This window comes from Dokdonia pacifica (assembly GCF_900188275.1).
Taxonomy (GTDB): Bacteria; Bacteroidota; Bacteroidia; order Flavobacteriales; family Flavobacteriaceae; genus Dokdonia; species Dokdonia pacifica.
This window is the reverse complement of record NZ_FZNY01000001.1, coordinates 73,522-99,853: the sequence shown is the minus strand read 5'-3', so window position 1 is coordinate 99,853 and position 26,332 is coordinate 73,522. Positions and strand designations below refer to the sequence as shown.

Below are 26,332 nucleotides of genomic sequence, written 5' to 3'. Positions count from 1 at the left end.
TGTTATCCTTTGGTTTTTAAGTTGTCTTTTTCTTGGCCTTCTTTTAATGCTTTTTCTATCATTTTAGAAAGCTTAAGCTCCATTTCTTTCTTCTTTTTTGGATCGTCACTTAAGGCAATGATTTTGTATTGCTCTGTAAACTTTTGTTTAAGTTCAGGGCTTAAATCGCTTTTGTTTAAAAGATCCATATAACCAGTTATTCCTTGCATTTCTTTTACGCCTCCAATGTCTCCAAATACATTTCCTAATACTTGTGCTTGTTGGTCTAGTAAGTTTCCATCTGCTGGAAGATTATTATTGGTTTTAGGCTTTTCTTTTGTTGGGGTAGTCTGCGCTTTCGCGAAAGCGCAGACCCCTATTATCATGATCATAGTGAGATAAAATGTTGTTTTCATGGTGTTTGTTTTTTAAAAGTGTTAATCATTTATTTTTATAGAGCCAATAGCTCCAGAGAGTCCATCTTCTTGTACGCCTCCAAAAATCCATAGCTCATCTTCATACACTAATGTCTCATGAGCATACAATCCATCAAATGGTATTTCTCCATCGTAGTTTATCCAGTTGATTCCATCTTGAGAATACCAGATATGGTTGTTATATTGGTTTATATTACTCCAGCCGCCTATAAGCCATAATGCATTTTCATAGGTGTTTAGGGTGTGAAAGACAATGGGATCTGTAAAGCTTCCTGAAGGTGTTACTTGTGACCAAGAAATGCCATCTTCAGAGGTCCAAATGTCATTTAAGAAATTGGAATCGTTAGTGCCTCCTATAAGATATATGCTGTTATTAAAAACAACTGTTTCTGCAGCAGTGCGAATAGGAAATACATCAGTAGCAATGAGATCCCAATTAAATCCGTCATTAGATCTGTATACAGCCATCATTTGGGTACCGTCATCATCTTCATAATCGTCTGTGATTAAGTAAAGTTGATCATCAAGTACTACTGTACTATGAAATGAGACAGCACCAAAAGGAAGCAGGTCAGATCCCAATGTCCAGAAAAAACCATCATTGCTTATCCATACTTCTTCTAATTCATTATCATCATTATCGGCTCCTCCTATAAGGAATAAATCACCATTAAACTCAGTTACAGAATGTCCTCTGCGTTCACTTCCAAATGAGGCGTCAGATTCCCAAGCGATACCATTTGCACTATGCCATACTCCTAGATTATAAGGCATATCTGTAGTTGCACCAAGCCCTGCTCCATAATAGGAGTGCACATTTCCATTAAAGGCTGCCATTTGATGAAATGCAAAATCACCTATTTGGTCTTGTTGTGTATGTAAGGTAAATGTGAGGTTAAGGTTTGCAGTGTCGTCATCATTATCATCATCATCATTTGGAATATCGTCCATTGGATCTTCCATGCCTATTTCTGGTTGTGCGACATCGTCATCGGTGTTACAACTAATAAGTAGTGTAATTACTGATAATGGAATAATGAATAATCTGATTATTGTGGTTTTCATAATTAATAGGATGTTTTAGTGAGATTTAAAAAAAGGAAGAGAGTGCATATCGGTTATTTCCTAAAAGCACATTGGCTTCTAGAATGGAAATATTATCGATAGCAATTTCATTTTCCCAGATGAGGTTTTGAGCTTTATAATTGAGTAATTGTGAACGTGTAGTACCTGTATTAGGATCTGAGATAATTAGTAAGTAATCGTCAAAATTTATAAACTCTATTTCGCTAGCATCATTTAATGCTGGAAGCGCAAGATTAGAATTGAACGTTCCGTTAGTCAAGTCTAATTCATTAATTGCGATTGTGTTGTCTGAAAAGTCTCTAGTGACAGACCATACCGAATTACTGTCTGTAAAAAAATCTAATATGAATAAATCAGGAAGGTTTTGAGACCAATTTATGTTTCCAGTTGAAAGATCAAGTGCATATATGAATTCATCTCTTGAGTGAAAGAGAAATTGATTCCCTACAATAGCCCCTCGTTGTACATTTGAGTTATCTGTTTCAAATATCCAGTTAATAGAAAGGTTTTCATTTATACTATAGACCTTATTACTCCAAGACATGACAATAACTTCATTAGTACCTGGAATAATGTGTGAGATACGTTCATCTACTTGCCATTGGTTAAGAATGCTTCCATCGGAGATATCGCGACTTGTAATGCGTACCTCATTATTAAAAGTTTCTGAAGTGATAATGTTATTATTAAGTATGGCAATACGTCTAAACTCATACTCCATTTGATTATTCACCCAAAGCGGATCTCCTGTATTTGCATCTATAGCTAAGAGTGTCGGAAATGGTAAGGGTAAACTAGGATTATCAGTTACATAATTTAGATATAGTACACCGTTATGAATAAGCATTTGAGTTCTATTAAAATCAAACTCAATGTCAGTCCCATCAACGAGATCAATTTCCCATAATTGCTCTCCCGAAAAATCTACTTCGCTGTTGCGTACGATACGATCTCCTACTATCCCAATAAAAGAATCTTCATAGACGACACTCGTTGCGAGTCTTTCATTTTGTGTAGCTAGGGAATTTCCTGTTTCCAAATCTATAGTAGCAAGCGTATTAAATGTAGCAATAGATGCTGTTGCATTTGCTAAATTTGATGTATCTATTACTTGATTAGTGTCGTCATCATTATTATTGCAAGAAAAATGTATGATACACAGAAATAGAAAAAGTAGCTTATATGTTCTCATGTGCTTATTTTTTAAAAGTTGTTTTCTTAATAATTTTATTCTTATTAATAATCTTTAATTCATATTCTCCTTCATGCAATGCATTTACATTGAGGTAAATTTCATTATCAGGCATTGGGGGAAGTTTGCCTTTAAGTTTTTTAGACTTTTTATTCATAGATTCTAAAAAGGGAGGTTACTAATGTTGAGACAAAATTATTTTAGAACTATGCTGAAGATTAGCACAGATGTAACAAAGCCTGTCACGTATGTAACAAGCTAGTAATAATGGGGCTTTAGCCCCTTTGAGAAAGGGGTGTTTTTATGCTTTTTTAGCGTAATCAGAAGGAGATACTCCGTAATGTTCTTTGAAGCATTTTGTGAAATAAGAGTGGTTGTTAAACCCAACAGCATATCCTACTTGTGATACATTTATATCAGACTTTTTAAGTAGTTGTGCTGCTAATTTTAGACGCTGACTTCGTATAAATTCAGTAGCAGAAAGTCCTGTAAGTGCTTTTAGTTTTCTGTGTAATTGCATACGACTCATACCTAATGCTTTTGAAAAAGATTCGGTTGTAAAATCAGATTCTATGATTTGTGTATCGACTATTTCTTTAAGATTGTCAAGAAAACGTTCATCGGCACTATTAACAGCAATGTCTTTAGGAATTAATACCACTTCTTGGCTAAATCGTTCTTGTAATCTTTTACGCGTTTCTAATAAATTATGCGTAGTGGTTTTAAGGATCTCTGTATTAAACGGCTTTGTGATATAGGCATCTGCACCTGTCTCTAGACCTATAAGTTGATTTTCATCACCCGCTTTTGCGGTAAGCATTACAATAGGAATATGAGAAGTGGTCTCAGAAGCTTTACAATTTCGCGTAAGCGTAATCCCATCATCTTTTGGCATCATCAAATCTGTAATGATCAAATCAGGAACGATAGAGGAAGCCACCTCAAATCCTTCCTGACCATCTTGAGCCGTATGAATAGTATATTGGTCTTCGAATAACGAACTCACATACGTTCTCAAATCAGCATTGTCATCTACGATAAGAAGGATAGGGTTGGTGTCTTTAGAGAAAATATCGACTTCTTCTTGAACGATTTCTTCTTTTGAGGTTGTTGTTTCCGCTTTCGCGAAAGCAGATATCTCCATAACACCTGATGTTTTTTCACTATCTGTAAATGCAGATTCTGTTACAGGAATCGTGATGGTAAATATCGTTGTGTCATGCGCACTCTGTGCATGAATGGTTCCTTTGTGTAAAGTGACAAGTTCTTTAGAAAGAGCTAGACCTATTCCTGTGCCAGCGGTCTGTTCATCTGTACGGGCAAAACGATTAAAAATAGTTTGTAGTGCCTCTTCAGAGAGTGTAGCTCCAGAATTTTGAATAGTGAATTGTAGTTTTTGATTTTCTATAGCGCTTGTAATTGTAATGGATTCTCCATCTGGACTATATTTTAGCGCATTACTAATCAGATTCGTAATGATCTTTTCTAAGGCGTCAGCATCAAAATAATAGGTGTTTTCTGGGATGTCAATAGCAGTCGTGTATTCTTGATTATTTTCCTGAGCTAGATAACTAAATGAACTGGTTAATGATCTTAAGAAAAGTCCTAAATCTCCTTGTTGTACGTTGAGTTTAAAATGCCCTGCTTCTACTTTTGAGAGGTCTAGTAATTGATCTACGAGGGTGAGTAAGCGTTTGGTATTGCGTTTTGCGATGCTTAGATTTTTCTTTTCAGACGTGTCAATATCAGGTTTCCGTAATTGTTTTTCTATAGGACCAGCGATAAGGGATAATGGTGTTCTAAATTCATGAGAGATGTTTTCAAAAAAACTAGATTTCATGGTATCTAACTCACGTAATTTATCGTTTGTTTTTTTACGGTTTCTAAACCCTAAAAAGAGAAATATTCCTGCGATAGAAGTCAATCCAAGACCTCCTAGTAAGAGATTACGTTGGTTTTTCTTTTGTGCTTCTACAGCTTCATTTTGAGCCTGTAATAAAGCAATTTCTTGTTCTTTTTTTTCGGTTTGGTATTTAGCCTCTAGTTCCATGCTATTTTTAGTGTTTTTCTCTATATACACTTTTTGTGACTGAACTAATGCTTTTTGCATTTTGGTATAGGCTTCTTTGTAGTTACCTATGTCTGCGTGTAAATAAGCTATATCTCTAAGTAGATTTTTTTTCTGACTCTCATTTGGGTAGCCAATTTTCTCATAAATAGTTTGCGCGCTATCTATATATGACAAACCTCGATAAGGATCTCCTCCTTTTCTATCCGCAGAAGCAATAAGATAATATGTTTCTGCTATCTTGGTTGTATCAGTTGTCTTTTTAATAGCTTTAATCCATTTTTGATGATAATTAGTTTTGAGTTTTGGATATTTTTTTTTGTCTGTCATTAAAGCTAGTCCACTATAAATTTCTGCGATCCACCAATTATCTTGGTTTTTTTGAAAATATTTTAATGCATCAAAAAATAAAACTTCAGCGCTGTCTTTATGTTTTTTGGGAGATACTTCTTGAGCAATAAAAGCATGCCAACTTCCTAAATGATACTTCATTTCATAGTGTTTAGAAGAATCACTAAGTTTTTTAGAGAGCTCTATGCCTTCCATAAGATAATCTTTGGCGTTCATTACACCTTCTAATGTTAATGTGAATTTTGATATTTGAGAGCGATATATTTTTGTGTCAATAATTATTGATTCTAATCCTTCTTGCTTATTTGAAAGACTATCTATTTTATCTATAATGTTAAGCGCTTTTGAGTCATTCGCCTGAAAGTATTCAATATATGCGCTACGTAAATATGATGCAGCTAATAAACTATCATTGCCCTGTTTAATAGAAAGATTTATAGCTCTGTTTGCGTGATATCTACTGCTGTCTGGAGTGCGTTTTTGTAATTTTTTTGCTATTTCTAGATGCGTAAGAATTTCTTTCTTTTGGAAAGCTCTTTTATCTATTTGACTGTGTATGTCATCAATAGATGAAATGCTAATTATTAATGATAGTAAGATGAATTTTGCAATTGATCGTATTGCGTCTATTTTTCGCCTTTTTTGCAAATTGATAGTATGTGTAGTCAGCAAAACTAAGGATAGAGAGAATAAAATTCGCATGACAATAAGGAGTTAGTGAGTGTTATAAATGTACGCAATTATAAAAATACCAACTGCTTACTGTTATCACATATGTAACAGATGTATGTTATATATGTTGTAATATCGTTAGGTTGGGTAATTAAATCGGATTTAGGTGAAGGTTTTATTTATAATAAAGGCTATTTAAAATATATTTTAAATAGCCTTTATTATTTTTTGAATCATATGGTATATGATTCAATCATGATTTTTTCAATTGAGTAAAACTAAACCTCTTGTAAACATTAAAAAGGTGTGCCTGGTTGGTTAACATAACTTGTATTAGATGGGCAATTAGGGTCGAAGTTGGAACAAACGCAATCAACCTCACCGGCCTCACAAGTAATATTTCCTCCGTTGATATATTTTAAATTATGAATGGTTAATTTATTAATTCCCTTTAAATTATTGATTTTTTCTAACATAATTATTTTGTGTTTTTAATTTACATTAAAGTACAAATAAATTAATTAATCTGATAGATCAGAATACTATTCGTATCTCCTTGTGTTACAAACCCTACATTTTTATTGCGTTCTAAATAGTCAAAATGTGCGGGACCAATTCCATATACAGGGAAGTTTTCTATAGGTTTTCCATTCTCATTAAAACACAATACCTGACTCGTTTCTGTATTGGTAAGTGTAATGAATAGTTGTTTACCTACTTTAAAAATTTCAGGAGTTGTATACGTGCCATATTCTAATTCTATGACCTTGTTATTAATGATTAATTTATTTTCTAATAAAGAGGTCATCGTATTTCCAAAGGTGTTTACAATAGTGTTTGTTGTATTATCACTTTGAACTCGTGTTAGCTTACCACTAGTGTTGATGCTTATTTTACCTCCATTGATATCATGGGTTGCAAATGTATTTTTTTCTTTAAAAATAGGAGTGTCTCCAAATAGAATGGATTCTTTTACTTCGATTCGAGATTTTCCTGTGCGACTTAAGATGTGAAGTTTCCCACTGTTTTCTGCAATAACAATATAATCTTTATTGCTTATTTGGATATGTGTTGGAGGATAGATAATCTCACTGTCTGTATTCGTAAAGCCAAAACCTTTCACAATTTTCGCCTCTTTATCAAACATCTGTAATTGATCTCCTTGTGTGATGATAAAGCGATATTTTCGATTTTTTTCATAGTCAAATACAGCTAATGGCTGTGTAATAACTTCATTAAAACTTACTGGGAAAGGTTTTACTTCATTACCGTTACGATCTAAGATGTAAAATGTTTTTGGAGTTACAAAGGCTAGTTGTAATCTTCCATTACGATAGAGATCTACTTGCTGAACATCTCCTAAAATGGGGCCGTCAAGTTCTTTTTGCCATAGTAGTTTTCCGCTATTGCTTAGTAAGTGTAATGTATTTGATTCATCTTGTAAAAGAACATCCACACCTTTAGTTCGGTGATTTTTGACAAGCTGTGGTGTGCTTGCAATTGCCTTTTCAAGTTTTGTACTCGCTATTTGAGTAATAGCACCATCTTTTTGTGTGTTTTCATTTTTGTTTATCACAGCATTCAGATGCATAAAGTTGGTATCTTGTATAAGCTGTAAGGCTGCAAATGGATAATCAGTAATGGCAGTTTTTTTAAAAACCTTTTCATCACTTTCAGATACCAAGTTTGCATAAGGGATTTTTTCTGTGTTGGTTATTCTAAGTAAACTAGAAGCGTTACTTAGTTGAGATTTTGTGTTTTTATAAGCCTCAGAATTTATTAATGTGGCATTATTTTGATAGTTTGCAATAATAGTTTCCAGTAGCTCTTGCTGTGCTGCAAAAACATAAAAATTATCTAAGATACAGTATCGTTGTACTGAAGGAGTTTTAATAATAGATTCATATGTTTTTGTAAATAGCCCCTTTTCTTTAAAGCTATATATAGGAACCTGTCTATAGATAGTTTCTTCTTCTTTTTGAGAAGCGATGGCCTCTTCTGTAAGTGTAGGATCTAATGAATGTGCCGCAATTACTATTCCTGCATCTAACTGTATACTCCCTATCTCATCAAAAGTACGTAAGAGGTCTTCTGATTTTATTTCAAATTTTAAGGGATCTATTTTACGAAGATCAGCTAAGTTATTTTTGTAAGTACTCCAATTATCATAAGAAATAGCAGTCACACTTTGTGCACTAATAGGCGTGATTTGATCTATTGTATTAGCAACAGGTTTTGTGTTTTTGAATATGAGTAAACGTTGTTCTGTAGAGTCTTTAGAGAGCGTAACACCATTTACTTTAATGTCATTTTGAGAAATGTTTAAATCTCCTAACGACCAGGAAAAAGCATTTCGCAACGGATGGTCTTCTGTTTTTGGATATAAGGTAGTCCATACATCATCCATTTCGCTTCCTTTCATAAGGATACTTGCCGTTGCATTACTAGTTGCATTATACGCTGTAATAAAATCTTTATCGGTTGCAATAGCGGTGTCTTCTTGTTCTCTAAGTGTATTTTCTAACAATAATTGAGAAGTGCTGACCATAAATACCCCCTCTATTTCTAGTGTGTAAAATGTAGCTTCAGCTGCTTGTATTTTTGTAATGGAAGGTGAGGTGTTGTCTAATTTGGTTTGTGTTATTTTAGTGCTGTCTGGAGTGAAAACATTGGGTGTTGCCTTGGTGATAATGCTCACATCATAGGTGTTATTTCCTATTTGCGTATAACAAATTAAAGTTTCCTTTTTTGATCTGATATCCTTTAATAATGGGGTAGTACTCTTTAAAAAATCTTGATATCGGGTAGAAGCAAAAGCTTGAATGAGATCATTGTTTTTAATAGCAGACTGTAGCCCTTTAAGATCTGTGGTCTTTACAATAACACTTGCTTTACGGGGGATGTATTTTGTAAGTGTAGAGGTAGCAGTAGATTGCTCTTGCTCGCAACCCATAAAACATAAAATAATTGCAATTAAAAAAAATCGTTTCATACGTATAAATCCCTTTACTCAAATGTAAGGACTTGTATAAAAGAAATAAGCGATTACTTAGAGGAGTTATCTACGGGGTTTTTAACAACACTATCTCTAAAATAGTAGGGTTTTCCTTACAATTACGAATGCTTGTATGAGAAGTCGTATATTCCTTGAATAAATAGTTTAAAGATGACTCAGGAAGAAAAATTACAATATTGTAAAGTATGTGTACATAAAAAAATGGATTTTCAACAAGGTTTGCTTTGTGGACTTACAAATGAGAAACCAAGTTTTGATATGTTTTGTAAAGATTATGAGAGAGACGTTGCGGCAGAAAATAAGCAAAAAGAAAGAGACGAAGCATCGCAATGGTCTAATGGATCTGATTCAAAAGTGACGTTTAAAAATGTATTATTCGTACTAGTTACAATTTTTGTAATCGTTCGATTGTTATATAGAATTTTTTCAATATCTCGATAATATCAAGGAGTAAAGCTATTAAGAAGTCTTTCGATTCATTTTTAAATCAAAATCGATCTCATATTGCTCTGGAAGGAGTCTAAAACTTTTACGATGGTATTTGGTAATGCCATATTTCCTGATGGCTTCACGATGTTCTTTGGTGGGATATCCTTTATTTTTTTTCCAATTGTACATGGGATATTCTTCATGGATACGTTCCATAAAGTGATCCCTTTCCGTTTTTGCCAGTACTGAAGCCGCCGCAATAGGAAGGTATTTTGCGTCCCCTTTAATCACACAAGTATGCGGAATATCAGGGTAAGGCTTAAATTTATTTCCGTCTACAAGAATGTGTTGTGGTATACGCTTTCGCGAAAGCGTATGTATCATGTTATCAATACTACGGTGCATCCCGGCGATGGAAGCATTTAAAATATTAATTTGATCAATCTCTTCCATCATAATATGCGCTACTCCAAAAGCAATCGCTTCTTGCTCAATAATAGGTTTGAGTCTCTCTCTTTTACTTTCAGAGAGCTGTTTTGAGTCGGTAAGAATCTCATTTTTAAAATGATCAGGTAGTATGACAGCTGCAGCAGTAACCGGGCCAGCAAGGCATCCGCGGCCCGCTTCGTCGGTGCCACATTCTATAAGATCAGGATGAAATTTAAGCTTTAACATCGTTTTAGAGTTGTAAAATACGTGATTACGCTTAAAAAAATTAACTTTGGCTCTTCAAAATTAGATATGAAGGCATTTGTCATTTTATTTTTTATACTTATTACTTCGTCTGTATACGCTCAATTCCCTACTCTAGGAAGACAGAGTACAGGTACTACAGGAGGTGCGCAAGGCACTATAAGTAATAATAAGGTTGCAGATTTTGTAAGACCTCCTATTGAAGATTATAAGATTGTCTCTATTAAAAATGATACGGTTACTGTAGATACTTCTCTTACCATAGCAAAAGATTATAAGTTCAATTACTTGCGTAAGGATCGTTATGGGTTATTGCCATTTGCAAATACAGGACAGGGGCATAATACGCTGGTGTATCATTTTGATAAGCAATCTACACTTCCAAATAGTGTGGCGCAATCTAGACATTTTAATTATCTAGAAGTAGAAGATATTAAATACTACTATTTGCCTACACCAGTTACCGAGTTATACTTTAGAAGTGCTTTTGAACAAGGACAACAGCTAGATGCTTTTTTTACAATTAATACATCGCCAAGACTTAACTTTTCTGTTGCATATAAAGGGTTGCGAAGTCTAGGGAAATATCAAAACGCATTAACCAGTACAGGTAATTTTAGATTAGCAGGAAGTTACAGGACAAAAAATGATAGATACCGAATTAATGCACATTGGGTAGCTCAAGATTTATTAAATCAAGAAAATGGCGGATTGCAAGAACAGGCTATAGAGCAGTTTACTAGTAATGATAATCAGTTTAATGATAGATCTAGACTTTTAGTAAATTTTGAAGATGCCGAAAATATTCTGGATGGAACACGTGTATATGTAAATCATCATTATAAATTATTAGGAAAAAAAGATAGTATTACAGATTACGCTCTTAAAATAGGGCATGTTTTTAATAGCGACGATAAGTTTTATGAATATAGACAGGATGCTGCTAATGCTATTTTTGGCGAGGCGTTTCAGCAATCTAACTTTAGAGATAGAACAAATAATGAAGAAACATATAATGAGCTATTTGCAGTATATAACGATAAGAATTTAGGGGAGCTTAAGTTTCAAGCAAATGCTACGTATTATAATTACGGGTATAATTCTGTTCTGATACAGGATACGAATGGAGATGGTATAGAAGAACGTATTCCTAATAGATTACAAGGGACGATTATTGCTGTAGGAGGAGGGTATAAAAATACCATTGGAAAAATAAACATAGAAGGAAATGCTCAGGTGAATATTACAGGTGATTTTGATGGGTTTAATATCTTTGGAAAAGCTTCATATGACATTGCTCCTGATAAAGTGTTTTCGGCTAGTATACTAAGCAATTCTAGACCTGCAGGATATAATCATCTATTATATCAGAGTAATTATATAAATTACAATTGGCATAATGCTCCTATATATGATAATGTACAAACCAATACACTATCTGCACGATTAGAGGCTAATAAATGGATTAATCTAGACGCTTCTGCAAGTACGATTTCTAACTATACCTATTTTGGAATCGATGCGACAGATGGCCTTGTAAACTCTTTTCAAACTAATGAAACCATAAATCACCTTAAGATTACAGCAAACAGAGAAGTAAAGGTGGGTAAGTTTGGCCTAGATGCAACAGTGACGTTTCAAAACGTAAGCGGACAAGAAAATATATTGAATACACCTGATATTCTAACTCGTGGGAGTTTATATTTTACTGATAGACTGTTTAAAAAAGCATTGTTCTTACAAACAGGATTTACCGTTCAATATTTTACAGAATATTATTTGAATTCATATGACCCTGTTCTTGCAGAGTTTTATGTGCAAAATGAACAGGAGATAGGCGGTTTTCCTTTGGTAGATTTCTTTGTAAATATGAAGGTGCGCCAAACCAGAATATTCTTTAAAGCAGAGCATTTAAATAGTGGTTTTACAGGAAATGATTTCTTTAGTGCTCCTGGATATCCCTACCGTGATTTTAATGTGAGATTTGGTATTGTTTGGAATTTCTTTTTATAATAATCTTAGTCATTATCTATAATTGTTGAATTTTTAGTCTCCTAAAAGCTAATTTTTTACTAATTAGCTAAACAATTTTTTAGTTTTTTTTTAGTTTTACTGTCTATGGTTTTAGATTATGATTTAGCAGATAATACAATTGCGTATGTATTTGACGGTCCTATGGATGCTACTACTATTGAAGCATTGCGCCATCAAATAGAACGTAAATTAGAAATTCATAACCGTATTAATGTGTATCTGGAGGATAGAGGTGTCGAGTATTTTACATTGTACTCCGTTATTGTAGGTATTATTTTTCCTTTACAACATCATAAACGATTTAATAGGGTTGCGATGGTGACAGATAGGTCATGGATACATTTGCTATCTGCTATTAATAATCAGTTTATAAGTGGCGAAATACGTAACTATACTTCAGAAAAAAGAGTAGAGGCTATGCAATGGGTTTCAAAAAGTTAATTCTAATTCGTATATTACTACCTATTAATTTTCGCCCCTAAGAAAAATGCTAGCAGATTTTAGTTTTGCAGATAATACTGTAGGATACCTCATAGAAGGTACTATGGATAAAGAAGCTATCATGGAATTACGCTCTCAGATTTTAGAGAAGTTTGAAACTCATGATAAGATCAATCTATATCTAGAAGATAGTAATATTGAGCATTTTTCATTAAGTGCTGCTGCTATAGGAGCTCTTTTCCCATTAGAGTATGCAAAGCGTTTTCATAAAATTGCCTTAGTCACCGACCGAAAATGGATTCATGCATTGGCTGCTATAGATAATACCCTTATAGGCGCTAAACTCAAATATTTTCCTGTTAAAGATCGCATCGCTGCTATTTCTTGGATTGCAGCGATAAATAGCTAATACACAGCCATTAATTTCTTGAATTTTATAGTTGATCTATTTTTTTTGCAGGAATAGTAAATTTTTATTGAAAAATTGTTTCTAACTCAAAAAACGGTTGTATATTTGCCGTCCAATATCGCGGGATAGAGCAGTAGGCAGCTCGTCGGGCTCATAACCCGAAGGTCACTGGTTCGAGTCCAGTTCCCGCTACTAGGAAAATCAAGCCTTCACAAAAATGTGAAGGCTTTTTTTATGGAATGGGTAAAACATAGGTAAAACAAATGGCAATTTAACTTAGCTTCAAATGGTGCATTTTGAAAAGGAAATAAAATACTTTTAATTAAATGAAACCATATTAAGCCAAATTATACATTAAGAGAATATCGTGTTATTTTTCCTCTCCTAAACCCTTAAAAAAGTCTGTAAGATTCATGCTATGTGCATCTAGAACCCTCAGAAGACTTGTAATAGTAAAGTTAGTTCCCTTCTCTAATCTCCAGTACAGCATTCGCGGAATACCTTTATCAATAGCAAAATTCTCATAAGAGGTATAGCCAGCTTCTTTACGTATTGCTTCCAATCGCCTCCCAATCTCAATTATTCGAGGATCAAGTTCTTTTTGAATCTTTACTTGTTTTGCCATAGCTATGTCGTTAGTTGTTAGGCAACAAAGATTAGTTTTTCGTACTTTATACGTTACGTTATAAATAATGGACTATATATAGTGTATTATTTATAATACATTTCTTATGTTTGCTTCATTAGTAACTCAAAAACATAGATTTATGAAAACATTTAACTACATCCTTTTACTGCTTTTTGCTTTTTCACTTACTAGCTGTATAACTACAAAGACACTAAAAGCTACAGCAAGTGTTCCTGCGGGTACTACCGTCAATTATTCAAAGGTGGTAAATCCTGCATACGCTACGGATTACATTGAAGCGGATATCGTTACCGAAGTAGAATTTTATAATGCTGGTAAGGCACGTAACCAAGCGACCAAAATTCCTAAAGATCATGTTGTATTTCAAGTACTACCTATAGGAGGCACACCAAAAGACGCTCCTTTTGGTGGAGGACAACTAGGAGATTATGTATTTCTTCCAAAGGATCAAAGTGATATCATATTCAATTTAAAACGTGGCGATAAGATTCAGTTACGTGGTGGCACCCGAGTACAGAAATACCATCTCAACGGTATAAAAATTATTGAATTTGTAGCTACATCAATCGAAAAAATATAAATAACCGTATTATGAAAAATGTAATCTATTTAATTGTCTTTCTCCCCTTATTCCTTAGCTGTTCATCTAACACACTTAAACAAGAAACCGTTGAAAACTGGATGCAACAAAAAATTGAAGATAACAGCTATTTTAAACACTCTATTGAATACAAACCGTATGGAAAGATTTGGAAATATAACTATCAGATAAATGAAGTTACTATTGATACTATTGGCGTAGTACAGATGGTTAATGAAAACCAAGCTACTGTTAAGGTAACAATACGCTATATCGAAAACCTTCATATAGGTAAAAGAAGAGATAGTAATAAACAAAAAGACAAGCTCACTTTTGTATTTAATAAAAGTACTGATGATAAATGGTATTTAATAGCTGTAACAGGACGTGAATCATCTACGAATAGTTATGGTCATCAAACAGATTGTTTAAAACAGTATAGAGAGAATTTTATAATCAACTATGCTACGGAATCTATTGAATAATAATTCAATGTCCTTTAACCAAAATGTCTTTATCTATGTTTACCATTTACATATTTAAAGACATTTTTGATTTGTCCAAAGTCATTCTTTTTTGGACAAATTGCCCCAGTGTTTCAAGTCGCTCTAAGCTTTTAAGACACTGAGAGCAAGATTGCAAGTTACTACAAACACTATCGTTATATGTAAAACTTGCGATCTTGCCAAAGGAGACCTTTGGAATCCCCGTTGTAAAAACTACCCAAAGATTTTTTTACTCTCTTTAACATTATAAGTGATAATCGAAAGACGAATTGCAAAAGCAACAATTAAACAGAAAGCACCTAAGACATCCAAAATTTGACCAATGGTAATATATAGACCAATCTTTTCATTTTTATCCTTCCTTACTTTTATCAGATCTTGAAGTGCTACAATTCTCTGGAGATCTTCATTATAATTTTCTATTACTTGATCAGTTTTAAACACTAATTTTTCAATATCTACTTTATCGAAGTGCTCATATTCCTTTTTCTTATATTGATTTATAGAGATAACCATCTTTTGACTCCAAATGCAATAGGCATCTTTATCTTCCTGACGATCCTCTATATCTATTGGTGAATTTGATGTCCTTGAATATGTCCAGCAATTACTATTATTGTCCATAGAAAGTAGAATATTACGGTGTGTCAAATTAATTTCACGATTTAATGAGTTAATTTCTCTTTTTGTGTGATTAATATTATTGCCCGATACCAGTGTAATTAGACCAATCATTCCTGCAAACACCCAATAATATTCTAATCTTTTATAATTTGTTTGATTATAATTCTGTTTTTTATAGAACCACGCTAAAATTTTCCAAAGTATTATAACTGACAGAATCGCAAGAAGAGGGTTAAGCACAATTGAAGTCATATTCTATACATTTTCAGGTAAATATAATTCTTATCGCTCCAATCCTCTATTCTTAATTTGCTTATTTTGGGATATTGTATCCAATCGCTTCTGCTCTAAGGTCATCTTTTTAAGATGTTCTTTTCCTACACCAAGAGTGGCCAATCTGAATTTCCTGTTTCCTAGCCATACACCCGTTAATAATCCTCGTCTGTGATATGGATGTAATGATTGTTCTTTAAGCTTTGTTTCTAGCTCACTAAGACTTACGCACCCTTTAGCTAATTGCATTACTTTGCATGACAACTTTTCTTTGTAAGACACTTTGCCATTGTCTTTCATACGCTCTTCTTGATACGTTAATTTTAATTCGAGTGTTTTAGGTTTGGTATGCTCAACAATTGAATGTGATAGTTCTGGATAGTGTTCTTGCTGGAAATTTTGCAATTGGATTTTAAAGGATTTGAACTGCTGGCGACTCACCCTCGTGGCTGTAGAGTCCAACGCAACTCCTGCAATCACAAAATGAATATGTGGTGAAGAATCATAATGTACTACCCCGATTCCCATTGTTGGCTTGGTCATTCTGTTCTTTAAATAATATTTTGCAAAGACTTGAAGAGTTTCGCGAGAAATAAGTGGATTACTTTGTGAGGAAAAACTGATAATTTCGTGCCTGAGGACGGTACGTTTTGTGTGGTTAAAGGTTCTGTTATCATCATTAGATTTAAAAGATTGTACCCATTTTTCTGTATCATAACTTTGGAGATACTGCTTTACCATAAGAGGTTTTCTGCCGTAATAGTTGTCTTGCATCTTTTCTGGATTGCTGACGTACTGTACAAGCTTTCTAATAGCAGATACGCTAGTACTTTTATGAGACAGGGCTTTTACTATCATCAAGTAAGGTTTGACACTGTTGTATGAGTGATAATAGTTGCCGCTTGTCTATTATAGTATCTTCATATATGGCTTCTTCAAGCAGATCAATAACCTCTAATATGATAACTACTATTGAGGCTATGTTTGTTGTGTTTGAGATATTTCGATCTTGGGTAGCAATACGTTTGATATAGGTAGTAACAGGAATATTGTGTTGTTGTGCTTGTTGTTCAAATTCTTGATACTGTTTTTTATCAATACGAAAACTAATCTGAATATACTGTTTCCGATATTGTTTATGATATTGAGAGAGATAGATTTTACGATAGTCCTGCTTGATTTGTTTAAGCAATTCTTCGCTGACTGTTTCGGAATTACTGCATCGAAATTCAAGATATTCCTGTAGGTTATTATATGTTGTATTGTTATTGCTCAATGTCTTCTCCTTGTTCTTGTTTGTTAAGTCTATTCTGTAACTCTTCAATACGTTTAGGATGATTTTCTATAGTAAGCTGTGTTTTCCTTATTGCTTCCTTCATCATCTTGATAAGGTCATCGAAAGATTCACTGCTTTCAAGGAGTTGATTTGGATAACCAATTTCTATCTCCTTAAATCCAGCAATATGGGTTAGTAATCCTTGTATTTCGTTGTCATATCTGTGTCCTGTATAGACTTGGAAAATGTGATTAATAACATCTTGATTAAGTTCAGTATTATACAAAAGACTTTCGGGGTCAGTAATTTCAAAAGCTGATTCAATAAAATCGGAAACCTCTATTCTTGTTATATGGTCTAGTGCTTTTTGAGGATGTCGTTGTATGAATTCATGTCGGAGTTCTTGGATAATAGTCTTAAAAGTATCCATACGTTCTAAATGTGTATCATTACTCCTTACATAGATTTCAACCTGTTGTAATTGTTTTTCTGCTAATTCACTTTGAAATTTAAGGTCTCCTACAAAATCAGCAAACACTGAAATCATAAGAAGACCTTGTTTATCAACTGGGTGGGTAAAAAAGCTCTCTAGTGAAACATAGTGTTCTTTGATAAGAGAGGTGATACGCTCTTTGTCTTTTGTATAGATGTCATCTGTGTTCATATTTAAGTTAGTATATCACCTTATCGTTCGATAGTAATATCAGTTTGTTTCTTTTCTTCTATTTCTAATTCCTTAGTTCGCTCAAGACTTTGTAGATGCTGTTTACGATAACGATCAATGGTTTCCATTCTCTGTTTGTGAGTATCTGACAGAAGTTTCATTACAGAATCCATAGTGTTGATGGTATCAAAGTCAGGTGTAGTAAGACTAATATCCTTTTTCGTAAAAGGGTCTCTGGCTATGAGTTTTCCGTTTCCATAAAAAGAAGAACTAAATTCCTCTAAAAGATTAGTAAGAATCTCATTTCTCATTTCTTGACTAACAAATTTATTGTCAAAAAGCTGCTGTTCGTTTAGTGCATAGGTTTGGCGTAAATAGGTTCCTACAGTTTTACGTGTTATTAAAGGTTTCATAGTATTTGGTTTTATGTCTGCACCAACAGACGGGTTAATAATATTAAGTTATCGTTCGTGTTTAATCGTATTGCTCCGTTCTCTTTGATATATATCTCTTTCTATCTCTGCCAACCTGTTAATTACATCTTCCTTACTTAATCTTTTTTCAAGTGTTTTTTGTTTCTTCATAGGGTGGGATGGAAATTGTGAGCGTTTTTTAATTTCTTCTTGAAATATTTCTTTGGCATGCTGACGTTGTAATTTCTTTGCTATAAATAATTCGAGTTGTTGTGATTTTTTACTCAAAAATAGCTCTGCCCTCTCAAGTAATATGGAAGGGCTTCTCATCCCGATACCCATAGGCACAATATCTCCGATTATATCAAGAGCGAATTCAAGTCCTCGTCTAAATGTATTTTTAGTTGTTTTCATTTCGATAAGATTCTAGGGGGAGATATTCTGTTTGATGACGGCCGTTGGATTCTCTACTAAATGGATTTTCAACGTCAGTCATATTCATATATTCAACATATTTTGACATTTTATACCACGGTTTAATGCCTTTCAGTAAAATTGGTTTCAAACCACCATTAGGCATCACTAATACCTGATCACGAGGCATCGTTCGTAGTTCCTGTGCCGCCATGAGATAGCGGGTACGTTCTGCTTTGTCTTTGTCCTTATACGTGTATGATCCTAATGATTCTTGAAGGCGTTGGCACTCATCGGTAAGCCCTGTAAAGTAGGCGCGACAACAGTTGTTAAGTATCGTTTTAGCATTCCATTCCCCATACTTCTCATACAATTGATTCTCAGATTGGAGTATGCCTAATATGCCAAAAAAGCTACGTGCCGTACTTATGACATTTGCAAAATCAGGTAAAGGAATATTTGCAAGTTCATCTATGATGACAAATATCTTACGGTCATATTCTTGTGGAATCTCTTTGTATAAGTAGTCAAAGAGCTGTTTGTAGAAGATGCCAAAAATCGTATTATACACTCCTTGATTCTGTAACGGACAGCGTAGAAACAATACAATTTTCTCGGATTTTAATCGTGAAAAATCAAAGCTATCAACACTGGTTATGTCACATAAATCCTCTGACATTGATATAAAAGACAAAGCTCCAATAGCAGAACTCAGAATACTACTTTTTGTTCGATCAGAAGCGTTCCCTGCAAGCGTTTTGAAACGTCGCCAAATATCTGGATTACTTTCTGTGGCAAAGAGCGTACGAATGGTTTGTTCTTCTCCGATCATATTTTCAAGCAGATAAGCAATATTTGCTATGTTGTGATATTTGGGGTCGGTATGTGTTTTCAGAAAATCTGCAAAGTCAAAAATAGTTTTAATGCTCTGCTGTGTCCAGTAATCAGAGTCGTTACGCTTCCCATTCTTATTTACCAACATATCAATGATGATATAGAGTTCACTTGATGAAGCGGCTCTAGTTAAAGGATTAAAATCAATTGATTTTTCAGGATACAGAAAATCAAGTGCGTACACTTTATACCCACAAGACTTTAGAAAAGGTTCGATAGGTTCAAACTCTCGTTTTGGATCACCAATAACCATCGACGCCCCTTCTGAAGACTGTGCAATATTTATGATACTGGGAAAAATTACAGAACTCGTTTTTCCGACACCAGACGGCGCCATGCACATCAAATGGGAATGAGCTTGTTCGGTACTCAAATTGTTTCCTACTCCAATACTAAATGCATGGTGCTTGGAAGAGAAAAGTTGAGATTTTTTACCGAAAGATGCATTAAGACTATGGTCTCGTTTTCCTAATGACATAACACCATCAGCAAAATCTTCGGTAAGATCAGAAATTATTTCGGTAAACATTTTCATTACTATTAAATTATTATTCCAATACCTTTTGTAAACTCTTTGAAGCTATTTTACATACTGCTTCGGTAATTTTAAAACAGGTAAAGAGTCCTAATAGAAAAAGATGAAAGAGGGTTGTTGCTAATTTTTTACTGAGCCTAAAGAGAAGTTTCCAAAAATCCATTATTTTAATTTTAAAGATGAGTGGTTATTTGGGCATTGAGCATACCACGACAATCAGGACAATCTTCCTCATATTCTGGTACAAGCTCTGGTTCTATTTTTTGCCAAATTGGAGTGAAGAGTTGTGCTGTTTTACCAAGATGTCCATAGGCATCATCGAATAATGGATTACCTCCTCGAGGATTCACTTTAAACTGTAAGAGGGTATGACGTATCACTCTATCGTCATCACATAAGGATCGGAACAAGAGTGCAGATTCTTTATCATCTCCTTCATAATTTCGATGTAATATCGCCATTACCAGCATCCCTATCATAGAATCCAATAGTTCTGAATGGAATATAGTGTTTGCGTTAGAAGAAATCTGTACTTCCTCTTTTTCATTAGCCTTGTATCGTGGTGAGACGGCGCACCTAAAACAACTTGGTGTGAATTGTGGTACTTGGTAGACAATTTCCGCTGTACGACTATGCGCATACCATCCACCCCATAGGGCAGGTTTGTTATAGTCAAGTGCAATGATATTGCCAAAGCTCTGTGCCTCAAAACTGTCTGTTAAAAATAACAATATGTCTGCTGATCCAAAAATCCGATCTAACTCATCTGAGGGCATTGAAAGGAAATTTTGCGTAATACCTTCGTAGATGATATTTGGATTGATAGCCTTTACTTTAGATGCGAGTGCATCCACCTTATATTTTCCTACATCAGATTGATCGTATCCCTGACGTGGGATATTTTTTTGTTCTACAACATCAAAATCAAGGGTAGTTATCTTACCTACTCCAGATCGTATAATATTGATAATGAGATTATAAGAGCCTCCAATACCAACAATAACAATATGGCTATTTTGTAATATGGAGATATCAAATGCATGTTCAATTCTACTAAAATCCATAATGGCTGAGTTTATATTGGTGAAACATATATTGATAGATAAGCCAGAGAGTGCAGAGTGTAAAGACAAGACCTCCTGTTAAGAGCGTACTCCATAATATGAGATAGTAGTTTTTAAAGGTGAATTGCCTTGTATTGCCTCCTACATATTCTGCTTCCATAGGGATTGGTGGGAGCAATTCTGGTGGGCGTTGTATGTATGACTTATAATCATTTGGAAGCAGTTCTAATTCTGCTTGCTCCACACGACCATCTTTGTAGATGATATAGGGGATAAAATCATATTCGCCATCAACCGCAGATTGTATGATCGGAACAATAAAATAGTCCAAGTCTGGGAAATTATTCTGAAGCTGGCTCTTAAAATATGTGATATCTGGATTTGAGAGATTTCTTATTCCAATTGGATGGCTATGTACTATTCCCACTAGATCAAGTCCTTCTTGGCGCATTTCATCAATTTTCTTATTTAGAAAAGGCGCATTTAGCGTATATGTTGAGGCTGTTACAACAGCTTGTTCGTCGTATACAAATGCTTGTACAACGAAGTCATCTGGACTGCCAAATAAGACCCCTCCTGCTTCTGCTGTTTTGCTCGCCAATGTCTGGAGTAGATGATGGTAGGCGCGTGTAATAATTTTTACTTTTTTCATAGTGTATATATTTAATTGTTTGATTGTTGTGCTATTTGCTGATCAGGTGTAACGTTTGTTTTTATATAAATGTTAATGAGTTCCGCATACATTTTTGATAACTCTTGCGCGTCCTGAAATGACTTTGGCTCATGCCCAGCTTTTAAGCACACCTTATATCTCGCCTGACGAGGACTATCTAACACATGGATAGTATGAATATCTTTACTTCTTCCTTTGAAATCAGGAAGAAGATGAATGTCAATTTCATATTTTTCCTCTCCAATTTTGTGATATGAAAATTGAAAATAATTTGTACTCCCATCCTTCGGTCTATAAGTATATATATTAGGATCTGGTGAGATGGGGCTAGCCGAGCGATGATGTATTTGTGATTGTCTTCGCGTAATTTCTGATTGATTTTCACCAGAAATTAAAGAGTTAATAAGTTCCCAAAAATTCATAGTTTGTTATTTTATTTAATTGTTTTTTGAAAGAAGTGGGCAGATAAACTCTACCCACTTTTAGGGTCATCGTTTAAAGAGTACTATTATTCGTCTTTAATATTAAAATATTCAAAATCAATATTTTAGTTCGTGTGCAAGGTGCCAGGGTCGATGTACCCACCACCTTTGGTATTTGAATTTTTCATCTTAAAAGATTTTAATTAAACAATCCGTGTCTCCTTTTGTGGTTAAAGTGAGTAAACCATTATTTTCGACTTCACAAGTTGCTACAATATGTGTAACAACTATTACAGCACAGCTATATACAGCCAGAATAAGTGAAATGGTATATCAATCGCTTTGCTGTTGGTAATGAGTGTTTCTAAAAAGTTTTTTGAATAGCTTTCTTGAACAGGGATGGTCAAAGTCTTACCCGTTGGGACATATATATACGTATGAACTTGTTCTCCTAAATGAGTAGAAATACAAAGACGACTATTGATAAGATAGCTTGTGAGTTTGTGATGTAAAATGTTTTTTTTCATGACATATCAAGTTTTTAATGTCAGAAAAATGAAGCACGAGTATTAGTTGTAATACCTAATAATTCATGTAGTATTAATTATTAGTCCTATCAGTAATAACTTCGACATTACTTACTTTTAGGATAGCCTCTTTTTTCTGTTGATGTAAGAGGTGCCACTGGCTTGCCAGTGGTTTTTTTACTGGCGTGACAACCTTTATTTTGATTAAGATTTTTAATATCAAAATCATCTCTAGAAAATGAAATATGATAATAAAAATGCTTTCGTCTAATATAATTTTAAGTGTTGATTATCAATATTTAGTAAGAAGACATTAAGGTGGACATTATGATATTTTTTTTGAACATTTATATAGACATTAAAACTTTTTACTACATTTATGGACATGAAAGATAATCAGGCAGTTAAGCAAAGCTCAAAGGGGGCAAAAATGTCTTTGAAAAAGAATATTAATGGAAAGTTGCCATCCAAAAGTTTAGAGGAAGTATTGTCTATAATATTGGGATTAGAAAATGATAAATCTAGATGGAAATTAGTAGCTAATTCAGGAGAAAGATTTGAAAATGCAAAACAATTTAATGAGATTGTTGTTGCTAAAAATGTAAAAACATTCGGCAGAAATTTCGAAGAAAAACACTTAACTCATAAAGTACTTGGAGCAATTATCTGTTACATCTTCGAAAAATTTAGTGATTCGCAAATAATTAACAATAAGCTACATCAGTTATTTCATCTTATAGAAATTAATGAAGGGACAAGTTATTTTCACTCAATAAATACGCTTATTAAGCATCATATTATTCAGAGAAAAAATCAAGAAGACAAACAACTTCGTAATAATAAGAATTATTCTCTAACATACCCTAAAGATTGGGCTTATGAAATTGATGTGAATTGGAAGTCTTCTTTATCTGTATATCCTGCTCCTAATAATCAAGTAGAAATACAGAAATTTATAAGCCAAATATATACTTTAGGTATAGATGATGAGGCAAAGCCTAAAAAATTACGTGAAAGAATACAACAGTTTATTATTTTACCTAAAGATCCTAAAAGTTATTTAGTACTACTTCTGCTTCTACTATTATTTTTATTAGCAAAAAATAAGTTTAGTAATAATTCTACTAATTCATCCAATATTGAAAATAACGGAATAAAGAATGAATTTTATGGCGATGTTGAGAAAGTAAACTTTATAGAAGAAAAAGAAAAAGTTGAATTATGAAACTTTCTGATTGCAAATTATATCTTATAATTTTCTTGCTAATAGCTTGCATTCCATATTGTACATATTCCCAAATTGATGGAAATAATTGGAATAAAAGTATTCCAATTGAAGCTGAAATTGATGATTTTATAAATACTGATATAGATGATAACTGTAGTTTACCGTTAAACTTAATAAACAGATTCAATGGGAAGGTTGATACTGTAAATAATATAAATAAAGCAGGGGAAATAATCCTTAATAATAAGGACGGTGGTTATGTGAAAATATCAGGAGATGTATATATAGCTCCACAATTTCAAATCTCTGAAATAAGAAAAGTATTTCGAGAAGAACTAGAAGTTGTATTGAATGAAAAAATAGTACCTTCAATACGAGAGTTGTCTGAAAATGTTCTGGAAATAAAGGCGCAGCTTAATGAAATAGCAATGATATTGAAAACAACTCAAAAGCCAAATGAAAAAAAACGAGAAATTTTAAATTTATTAATTATCTATCAGAACATAGTTAATTTCACAAAATGTGTGCATCAGGATTATAAAGATGAAGCTGTTATTAGAACAGATACTAATGGTCAAGAAATTTATCTTTTTGACATAGAAAAAATTGGAAATGATCCTAATTATTTTTTTAAAGGTGAAGAAAAAGAAGGTTTTAAATTAGTTAAACAGTTCAATAAATATGGATATCAAAGTAAGACAGATGAATATAGCGATATCCCTTTTAAGTATGACGATGCAACTGATTTTACTAATGGATATGCAATAGTTAGAAATAATATGTCTTATCATGTTATTGATAGAAAAGGAAATGAATTATTGTCTTTTAGTACTGCTAATACCACTTTTATAGAAATCCTAGAAAATGGATTATTTATAAAGCATGGAATGGAAGAGCCTTCTAGTAAAGACAGTTATTTTATTGATGAACGAGGGAATATAATTTCTGAAAAGTTCGATAAAATAGTCTCATACGATCATAAAAATATTTTTAAGGGTATTCCAGAGTTAAAAAAAAGATTAGTATTCGGAGCTAATAGTTCAATTTCAAAAAAACCTGTAGATTCCTTGGAAAGAGACCCTGAAGTACCTTCTCCTCCTATTGATTGGGGAACATATTATGACTATAATCGTACTTTTTATCTAGATAATCAAGGTGATAGGATTCTTTTATCTTTTAAAGATTTAAAAAAAGTAAAGAAGACATTTAAACTTAAAGGCAAACTAACTTATTGGTTTGAGCAAATTATGCTATTGCCTAATAACACAGAAATGCTTTTCATTATTAATATCAAAGGAAATGAATATCTCTTGCTAAAAGATCTTATTTCTAAAGAAATCTCTATTCTAAAGGACGTCGAGAATATAGACAGTTATTTTAAAATTGCTGAATTCCCTAAAAAAATATCAGATTCTTATAGCCATTCGATTCTAGGATATTCACTAAGTGAACATTACAATATGTATAATTCTATTATCATAGATAATAAAGCTTTTACTAAGCTTAAAATGAGTTATTCAACACATTCAAATTTATTAGACTCTAACAAGAATAATTTACGAGTATTTAATATAATAGAAAATAAAAGTATTGGTCCGTTGTGTCAAAAAATAAATGGGGTGTTTCCCAAAAGGAAATTAATCCTTTTTGGTAAAACATTAAGTGTTGTGTCTGAAAATGAAAATCATATACCTGTAGAGCCTTATAATGAATCTCAAGAAAGTTTGAATGAATCAGAGGGAATTAATGCTGGTGATTTAGAAGGTAATAATAATTTTGAAAATATTACAAGTTACAATTTAAAGACTGGTTATGGAGTGATGACCTATAATGGACAAATTGTTATCCCTCCTCTTTTTAAGGAGATTATTTATCAAGAAGACGAAAACTACTTTTATGTACTGGATTATTTTGAGAATTCATATCGAATAAATGATATGAATTGGAATTGTATTCAAGGTGATTGTGTCGATTATAGACAATTAATCCGGGAATATTTTCCTTTAATTGAAGAAGACTAAAAGTCGTAAATATAGATGTTTTACCTTACTCCTCCTTCTACTATCTCCCCTTTATACCTAATCATAATTGAACAAGCGGATAGCAACCTCCCATTAACTTCATGAATAGTAATATTAAGTGCTTGAGAGACCTCTCGTGCTGTTAATTCATCCATGTAATATGCATCACAGACCTCCCGCATTTTTTGCTCTACAAGAAGGATATGAATGGTCTCTCGATGTTTGAGATAAAAATTGCGTAAATCATTAATTATTCGTGTTTTCATTGTTTTGTTTTTGGTTAAGGTGGCTCAAAGTGAAGTAGCAGTATAATAAGGAGTATGCGTCAAAGACTACTGTTCTATATGATTCAGGGGTTGTTAAGGTGCGGGGTGGTGCTAAAAACCGTTTTAAATCTGGATACCATAACGACAGTACTAGAGAAATACCATATTTGTTTGTATTGTCCGTATAAGGTTCAAAGACCTTACGGATATGTTTGCGGGAATAACGATAGACCATAAGTTCATTGCTATACGCTTCTTTTTCCATAGCTTCAATAATTTTGCGAACTCGTGGGCTGACCACGACTCCAGCGTCATAGTAATCTTTTAAGACCACGACGCTTGGGCGGTAACGTGCAATCATTTTGCGAAGACGTGACACATATCCATAAGGAGAAAGAATTGAAAGACTTCCAACGCCTCGGCTGATAATATCATTTGGGGTATCTCCGCATAAGACAAATCCTAATCCTCTGGAATTAGGATAGATTGCCATAAT

At 33.4% G+C, this 26,332-nt stretch carries 30 protein-coding genes and 1 tRNA gene; 9 read left to right on the top strand and 22 right to left on the bottom strand.

From position 1 onward, the window contains the following. Positions 1 to 2 precede the first annotated feature (2 nt). The 7 genes from CHB80_RS00455 to CHB80_RS00435 form a co-directional block, all read right to left on the bottom strand. On the bottom strand, positions 3 to 395 hold the full coding sequence (locus CHB80_RS00455; RefSeq protein ID WP_089369471.1) for a hypothetical protein: 393 nt from the start codon (positions 393 to 395) through the stop codon (positions 3 to 5). A 21-nt stretch (positions 396 to 416) separates the two neighbouring features. Next, positions 417 to 1,481 carry a Kelch repeat-containing protein gene (locus CHB80_RS00450; RefSeq protein WP_089369470.1) on the bottom strand — a complete coding sequence of 355 codons (1,065 nt, stop codon included), beginning with the start codon at positions 1,479 to 1,481 and terminating at the stop codon, positions 417 to 419. 25 nt (positions 1,482 to 1,506) lie between these two features. After that, a complete protein-coding gene (locus tag CHB80_RS00445) occupies positions 1,507 to 2,694 on the bottom strand; it encodes an outer membrane protein assembly factor BamB family protein (protein WP_089369469.1) in 1,188 nt (395 codons plus the stop codon). 4 nt (positions 2,695 to 2,698) lie between these two features. Then, entirely contained in the window at positions 2,699 to 2,851 is a 153-nt protein-coding gene (locus tag CHB80_RS24850; RefSeq protein ID WP_218823081.1) for a hypothetical protein, read from the bottom strand. Positions 2,852 to 2,995: 144 nt separating this feature from the next. Continuing rightward, positions 2,996 to 5,761, bottom strand: coding sequence for a response regulator (locus tag CHB80_RS00440; protein ID WP_179218051.1), 2,766 nt, complete (start codon positions 5,759 to 5,761; stop codon positions 2,996 to 2,998). A gap of 320 nt (positions 5,762 to 6,081) precedes the next feature. Further along, positions 6,082 to 6,261: a hypothetical protein gene (locus CHB80_RS24360; RefSeq protein WP_143337019.1), complete on the bottom strand. Its 180-nt coding sequence runs from the start codon at positions 6,259 to 6,261 to the stop codon at positions 6,082 to 6,084. A 41-nt stretch (positions 6,262 to 6,302) separates the two neighbouring features. Then, positions 6,303 to 8,777, bottom strand: coding sequence for a hypothetical protein (locus CHB80_RS00435; RefSeq protein WP_143337018.1), 2,475 nt, complete (start codon positions 8,775 to 8,777; stop codon positions 6,303 to 6,305). A 174-nt stretch (positions 8,778 to 8,951) separates the two neighbouring features. Between CHB80_RS00435 and CHB80_RS00430 the strand changes: the two genes are divergently transcribed. Further along, positions 8,952 to 9,242 (top strand): hypothetical protein, encoded by a 291-nt coding sequence (locus CHB80_RS00430; RefSeq protein WP_089369466.1) that lies wholly within the window; start codon positions 8,952 to 8,954, stop codon positions 9,240 to 9,242. An 18-nt stretch (positions 9,243 to 9,260) separates the two neighbouring features. On the opposite strand, the gene CHB80_RS00425 is transcribed toward CHB80_RS00430, so the two are convergent. Next, entirely contained in the window at positions 9,261 to 9,905 is a 645-nt protein-coding gene (locus tag CHB80_RS00425; RefSeq protein WP_089369465.1) for a ribonuclease HII, read from the bottom strand. Positions 9,906 to 9,926: 21 nt separating this feature from the next. On the opposite strand from CHB80_RS00425, the gene CHB80_RS00420 reads away from it, so the two are divergent. The 4 genes from CHB80_RS00420 to CHB80_RS00405 all read left to right on the top strand — a co-directional run bounded on the left by CHB80_RS00420 (position 9,927) and on the right by CHB80_RS00405 (position 12,999). Continuing rightward, the gene (locus CHB80_RS00420) at positions 9,927 to 11,936 is read left to right on the top strand and encodes a putative porin (RefSeq protein WP_229746890.1); all 2,010 of its coding nucleotides are present in this window, start codon (positions 9,927 to 9,929) and stop codon (positions 11,934 to 11,936) included. Between the two features lie 105 nt (positions 11,937 to 12,041). Next, the gene (locus tag CHB80_RS00415; RefSeq protein WP_089369464.1) at positions 12,042 to 12,398 is read left to right on the top strand and encodes a SpoIIAA family protein; all 357 of its coding nucleotides are present in this window, start codon (positions 12,042 to 12,044) and stop codon (positions 12,396 to 12,398) included. Positions 12,399 to 12,444: 46 nt separating this feature from the next. Then, on the top strand, positions 12,445 to 12,807 hold the full coding sequence (locus CHB80_RS00410; protein WP_089369463.1) for a SpoIIAA family protein: 363 nt from the start codon (positions 12,445 to 12,447) through the stop codon (positions 12,805 to 12,807). A 119-nt stretch (positions 12,808 to 12,926) separates the two neighbouring features. Further along, positions 12,927 to 12,999, top strand: a tRNA-Met gene (locus tag CHB80_RS00405). Between the two features lie 178 nt (positions 13,000 to 13,177). Here the strand turns inward: CHB80_RS00405 and CHB80_RS00400 are convergent. Continuing rightward, positions 13,178 to 13,432, bottom strand: a complete 255-nt coding sequence (locus CHB80_RS00400; protein ID WP_089369462.1) for a hypothetical protein — start codon at positions 13,430 to 13,432, stop codon at positions 13,178 to 13,180. A gap of 142 nt (positions 13,433 to 13,574) precedes the next feature. Here CHB80_RS00400 and CHB80_RS00395 point away from each other — a divergent pair, with 142 nt between their 5' ends. Together CHB80_RS00395 and CHB80_RS00390 are read left to right on the top strand one after the other, a co-directional pair. Next, positions 13,575 to 14,036 carry a hypothetical protein gene (locus tag CHB80_RS00395; protein ID WP_089369461.1) on the top strand — a complete coding sequence of 154 codons (462 nt, stop codon included), beginning with the start codon at positions 13,575 to 13,577 and terminating at the stop codon, positions 14,034 to 14,036. 11 nt (positions 14,037 to 14,047) lie between these two features. Next, positions 14,048 to 14,521 carry a hypothetical protein gene (locus CHB80_RS00390; protein WP_089369460.1) on the top strand — a complete coding sequence of 158 codons (474 nt, stop codon included), beginning with the start codon at positions 14,048 to 14,050 and terminating at the stop codon, positions 14,519 to 14,521. Positions 14,522 to 14,755: 234 nt separating this feature from the next. Here the strand turns inward: CHB80_RS00390 and CHB80_RS00385 are convergent, their stop codons facing one another. The 11 genes from CHB80_RS00385 to CHB80_RS00335 all read right to left on the bottom strand — a co-directional run bounded on the left by CHB80_RS00385 (position 14,756) and on the right by CHB80_RS00335 (position 22,321). Further along, on the bottom strand, positions 14,756 to 15,418 hold the full coding sequence (locus CHB80_RS00385) for a hypothetical protein (protein ID WP_089369459.1): 663 nt from the start codon (positions 15,416 to 15,418) through the stop codon (positions 14,756 to 14,758). Positions 15,419 to 15,448: 30 nt separating this feature from the next. Continuing rightward, positions 15,449 to 16,297, bottom strand: a complete 849-nt coding sequence (locus CHB80_RS00380; RefSeq protein WP_089369458.1) for a relaxase/mobilization nuclease domain-containing protein — start codon at positions 16,295 to 16,297, stop codon at positions 15,449 to 15,451. Further along, the gene (locus tag CHB80_RS00375) at positions 16,272 to 16,631 is read right to left on the bottom strand and encodes a hypothetical protein (protein ID WP_089369457.1); all 360 of its coding nucleotides are present in this window, start codon (positions 16,629 to 16,631) and stop codon (positions 16,272 to 16,274) included. The genes CHB80_RS00380 and CHB80_RS00375 overlap by 26 nt, the downstream gene beginning before the upstream one ends. A 73-nt stretch (positions 16,632 to 16,704) precedes the next feature. After that, complete coding sequence (locus tag CHB80_RS00370; RefSeq protein WP_089369456.1) at positions 16,705 to 17,379, bottom strand: amidohydrolase family protein; 675 nt, start codon at positions 17,377 to 17,379, stop codon at positions 16,705 to 16,707. A 20-nt stretch (positions 17,380 to 17,399) separates the two neighbouring features. Beyond that, entirely contained in the window at positions 17,400 to 17,792 is a 393-nt protein-coding gene (locus tag CHB80_RS00365) for a hypothetical protein (RefSeq protein ID WP_089369455.1), read from the bottom strand. Positions 17,793 to 17,840: 48 nt separating this feature from the next. Beyond that, complete coding sequence (locus CHB80_RS00360; protein ID WP_089369454.1) at positions 17,841 to 18,206, bottom strand: hypothetical protein; 366 nt, start codon at positions 18,204 to 18,206, stop codon at positions 17,841 to 17,843. After that, positions 18,193 to 19,635 carry a type IV secretory system conjugative DNA transfer family protein gene (locus tag CHB80_RS00355; RefSeq protein ID WP_089369453.1) on the bottom strand — a complete coding sequence of 481 codons (1,443 nt, stop codon included), beginning with the start codon at positions 19,633 to 19,635 and terminating at the stop codon, positions 18,193 to 18,195. Before CHB80_RS00355 ends, CHB80_RS00360 begins: the two co-directional genes overlap by 14 nt. Before the next feature lie 173 nt (positions 19,636 to 19,808). Beyond that, entirely contained in the window at positions 19,809 to 20,699 is an 891-nt protein-coding gene (locus CHB80_RS00350) for a ThiF family adenylyltransferase (RefSeq protein ID WP_089369452.1), read from the bottom strand. Next, positions 20,689 to 21,300 (bottom strand): Mov34/MPN/PAD-1 family protein, encoded by a 612-nt coding sequence (locus CHB80_RS00345; RefSeq protein WP_179218050.1) that lies wholly within the window; start codon positions 21,298 to 21,300, stop codon positions 20,689 to 20,691. The genes CHB80_RS00350 and CHB80_RS00345 overlap by 11 nt, the downstream gene beginning before the upstream one ends. A gap of 62 nt (positions 21,301 to 21,362) precedes the next feature. After that, positions 21,363 to 21,794 carry a hypothetical protein gene (locus CHB80_RS00340; protein WP_089369450.1) on the bottom strand — a complete coding sequence of 144 codons (432 nt, stop codon included), beginning with the start codon at positions 21,792 to 21,794 and terminating at the stop codon, positions 21,363 to 21,365. A gap of 290 nt (positions 21,795 to 22,084) precedes the next feature. Further along, on the bottom strand, positions 22,085 to 22,321 hold the full coding sequence (locus CHB80_RS00335) for a hypothetical protein (protein WP_089369449.1): 237 nt from the start codon (positions 22,319 to 22,321) through the stop codon (positions 22,085 to 22,087). A 379-nt stretch (positions 22,322 to 22,700) separates the two neighbouring features. On the opposite strand from CHB80_RS00335, the gene CHB80_RS00330 reads away from it, so the two are divergent. Beyond that, positions 22,701 to 23,546 carry a hypothetical protein gene (locus CHB80_RS00330; protein ID WP_089369448.1) on the top strand — a complete coding sequence of 282 codons (846 nt, stop codon included), beginning with the start codon at positions 22,701 to 22,703 and terminating at the stop codon, positions 23,544 to 23,546. Beyond that, entirely contained in the window at positions 23,543 to 25,570 is a 2,028-nt protein-coding gene (locus CHB80_RS00325; RefSeq protein ID WP_089369447.1) for a WG repeat-containing protein, read from the top strand. The genes CHB80_RS00330 and CHB80_RS00325 overlap by 4 nt, the downstream gene beginning before the upstream one ends. A gap of 20 nt (positions 25,571 to 25,590) precedes the next feature. Here the strand turns inward: CHB80_RS00325 and CHB80_RS00320 are convergent, their stop codons facing one another. Both CHB80_RS00320 and CHB80_RS00315 read right to left on the bottom strand, forming a co-directional pair. Beyond that, positions 25,591 to 25,836, bottom strand: a complete 246-nt coding sequence (locus tag CHB80_RS00320; RefSeq protein WP_089369446.1) for a hypothetical protein — start codon at positions 25,834 to 25,836, stop codon at positions 25,591 to 25,593. After that, positions 25,817 to 26,329, bottom strand: a complete 513-nt coding sequence (locus CHB80_RS00315; RefSeq protein ID WP_143337017.1) for a hypothetical protein — start codon at positions 26,327 to 26,329, stop codon at positions 25,817 to 25,819. Before CHB80_RS00315 ends, CHB80_RS00320 begins: the two co-directional genes overlap by 20 nt. Positions 26,330 to 26,332: the final 3 nt, after the last annotated feature.

Excerpts from the sequence above, each read along its gene's own strand:
- CHB80_RS00455 (WP_089369471.1), bottom strand. The coding sequence starts at position 395 with ATGAAAACAACATTTTATCTCACTATGATCATGATAATAGGGGTCTGC.
- CHB80_RS00450 (WP_089369470.1), bottom strand. The coding sequence starts at position 1,481 with ATGAAAACCACAATAATCAGATTATTCATTATTCCATTATCAGTAATT.
- CHB80_RS00445 (WP_089369469.1), bottom strand. The coding sequence starts at position 2,694 with ATGAGAACATATAAGCTACTTTTTCTATTTCTGTGTATCATACATTTT.
- CHB80_RS24850 (WP_218823081.1), bottom strand. The coding sequence starts at position 2,851 with ATGAATAAAAAGTCTAAAAAACTTAAAGGCAAACTTCCCCCAATGCCT.
- CHB80_RS24360 (WP_143337019.1), bottom strand. The coding sequence starts at position 6,261 with ATGTTAGAAAAAATCAATAATTTAAAGGGAATTAATAAATTAACCATT.
- CHB80_RS00435 (WP_143337018.1), bottom strand. The coding sequence starts at position 8,777 with ATGAAACGATTTTTTTTAATTGCAATTATTTTATGTTTTATGGGTTGC.
- CHB80_RS00430 (WP_089369466.1), top strand. The coding sequence starts at position 8,952 with ATGACTCAGGAAGAAAAATTACAATATTGTAAAGTATGTGTACATAAA.
- CHB80_RS00425 (WP_089369465.1), bottom strand. The coding sequence starts at position 9,905 with ATGTTAAAGCTTAAATTTCATCCTGATCTTATAGAATGTGGCACCGAC.
- CHB80_RS00415 (WP_089369464.1), top strand. The coding sequence starts at position 12,042 with ATGGTTTTAGATTATGATTTAGCAGATAATACAATTGCGTATGTATTT.
- CHB80_RS00410 (WP_089369463.1), top strand. The coding sequence starts at position 12,445 with ATGCTAGCAGATTTTAGTTTTGCAGATAATACTGTAGGATACCTCATA.
- CHB80_RS00400 (WP_089369462.1), bottom strand. The coding sequence starts at position 13,432 with ATGGCAAAACAAGTAAAGATTCAAAAAGAACTTGATCCTCGAATAATT.
- CHB80_RS00395 (WP_089369461.1), top strand. The coding sequence starts at position 13,575 with ATGAAAACATTTAACTACATCCTTTTACTGCTTTTTGCTTTTTCACTT.
- CHB80_RS00390 (WP_089369460.1), top strand. The coding sequence starts at position 14,048 with ATGAAAAATGTAATCTATTTAATTGTCTTTCTCCCCTTATTCCTTAGC.
- CHB80_RS00385 (WP_089369459.1), bottom strand. The coding sequence starts at position 15,418 with ATGACTTCAATTGTGCTTAACCCTCTTCTTGCGATTCTGTCAGTTATA.
- CHB80_RS00380 (WP_089369458.1), bottom strand. The coding sequence starts at position 16,297 with ATGATAGTAAAAGCCCTGTCTCATAAAAGTACTAGCGTATCTGCTATT.
- CHB80_RS00370 (WP_089369456.1), bottom strand. The coding sequence starts at position 17,379 with ATGAACACAGATGACATCTATACAAAAGACAAAGAGCGTATCACCTCT.
- CHB80_RS00365 (WP_089369455.1), bottom strand. The coding sequence starts at position 17,792 with ATGAAACCTTTAATAACACGTAAAACTGTAGGAACCTATTTACGCCAA.
- CHB80_RS00360 (WP_089369454.1), bottom strand. The coding sequence starts at position 18,206 with ATGAAAACAACTAAAAATACATTTAGACGAGGACTTGAATTCGCTCTT.
- CHB80_RS00355 (WP_089369453.1), bottom strand. The coding sequence starts at position 19,635 with ATGAAAATGTTTACCGAAATAATTTCTGATCTTACCGAAGATTTTGCT.
- CHB80_RS00350 (WP_089369452.1), bottom strand. The coding sequence starts at position 20,699 with ATGGATTTTAGTAGAATTGAACATGCATTTGATATCTCCATATTACAA.
- CHB80_RS00340 (WP_089369450.1), bottom strand. The coding sequence starts at position 21,794 with ATGAATTTTTGGGAACTTATTAACTCTTTAATTTCTGGTGAAAATCAA.
- CHB80_RS00335 (WP_089369449.1), bottom strand. The coding sequence starts at position 22,321 with ATGAAAAAAAACATTTTACATCACAAACTCACAAGCTATCTTATCAAT.
- CHB80_RS00330 (WP_089369448.1), top strand. The coding sequence starts at position 22,701 with ATGGACATGAAAGATAATCAGGCAGTTAAGCAAAGCTCAAAGGGGGCA.
- CHB80_RS00325 (WP_089369447.1), top strand. The coding sequence starts at position 23,543 with ATGAAACTTTCTGATTGCAAATTATATCTTATAATTTTCTTGCTAATA.
- CHB80_RS00320 (WP_089369446.1), bottom strand. The coding sequence starts at position 25,836 with ATGAAAACACGAATAATTAATGATTTACGCAATTTTTATCTCAAACAT.
- CHB80_RS00315 (WP_143337017.1), bottom strand. The coding sequence starts at position 26,329 with ATGGCAATCTATCCTAATTCCAGAGGATTAGGATTTGTCTTATGCGGA.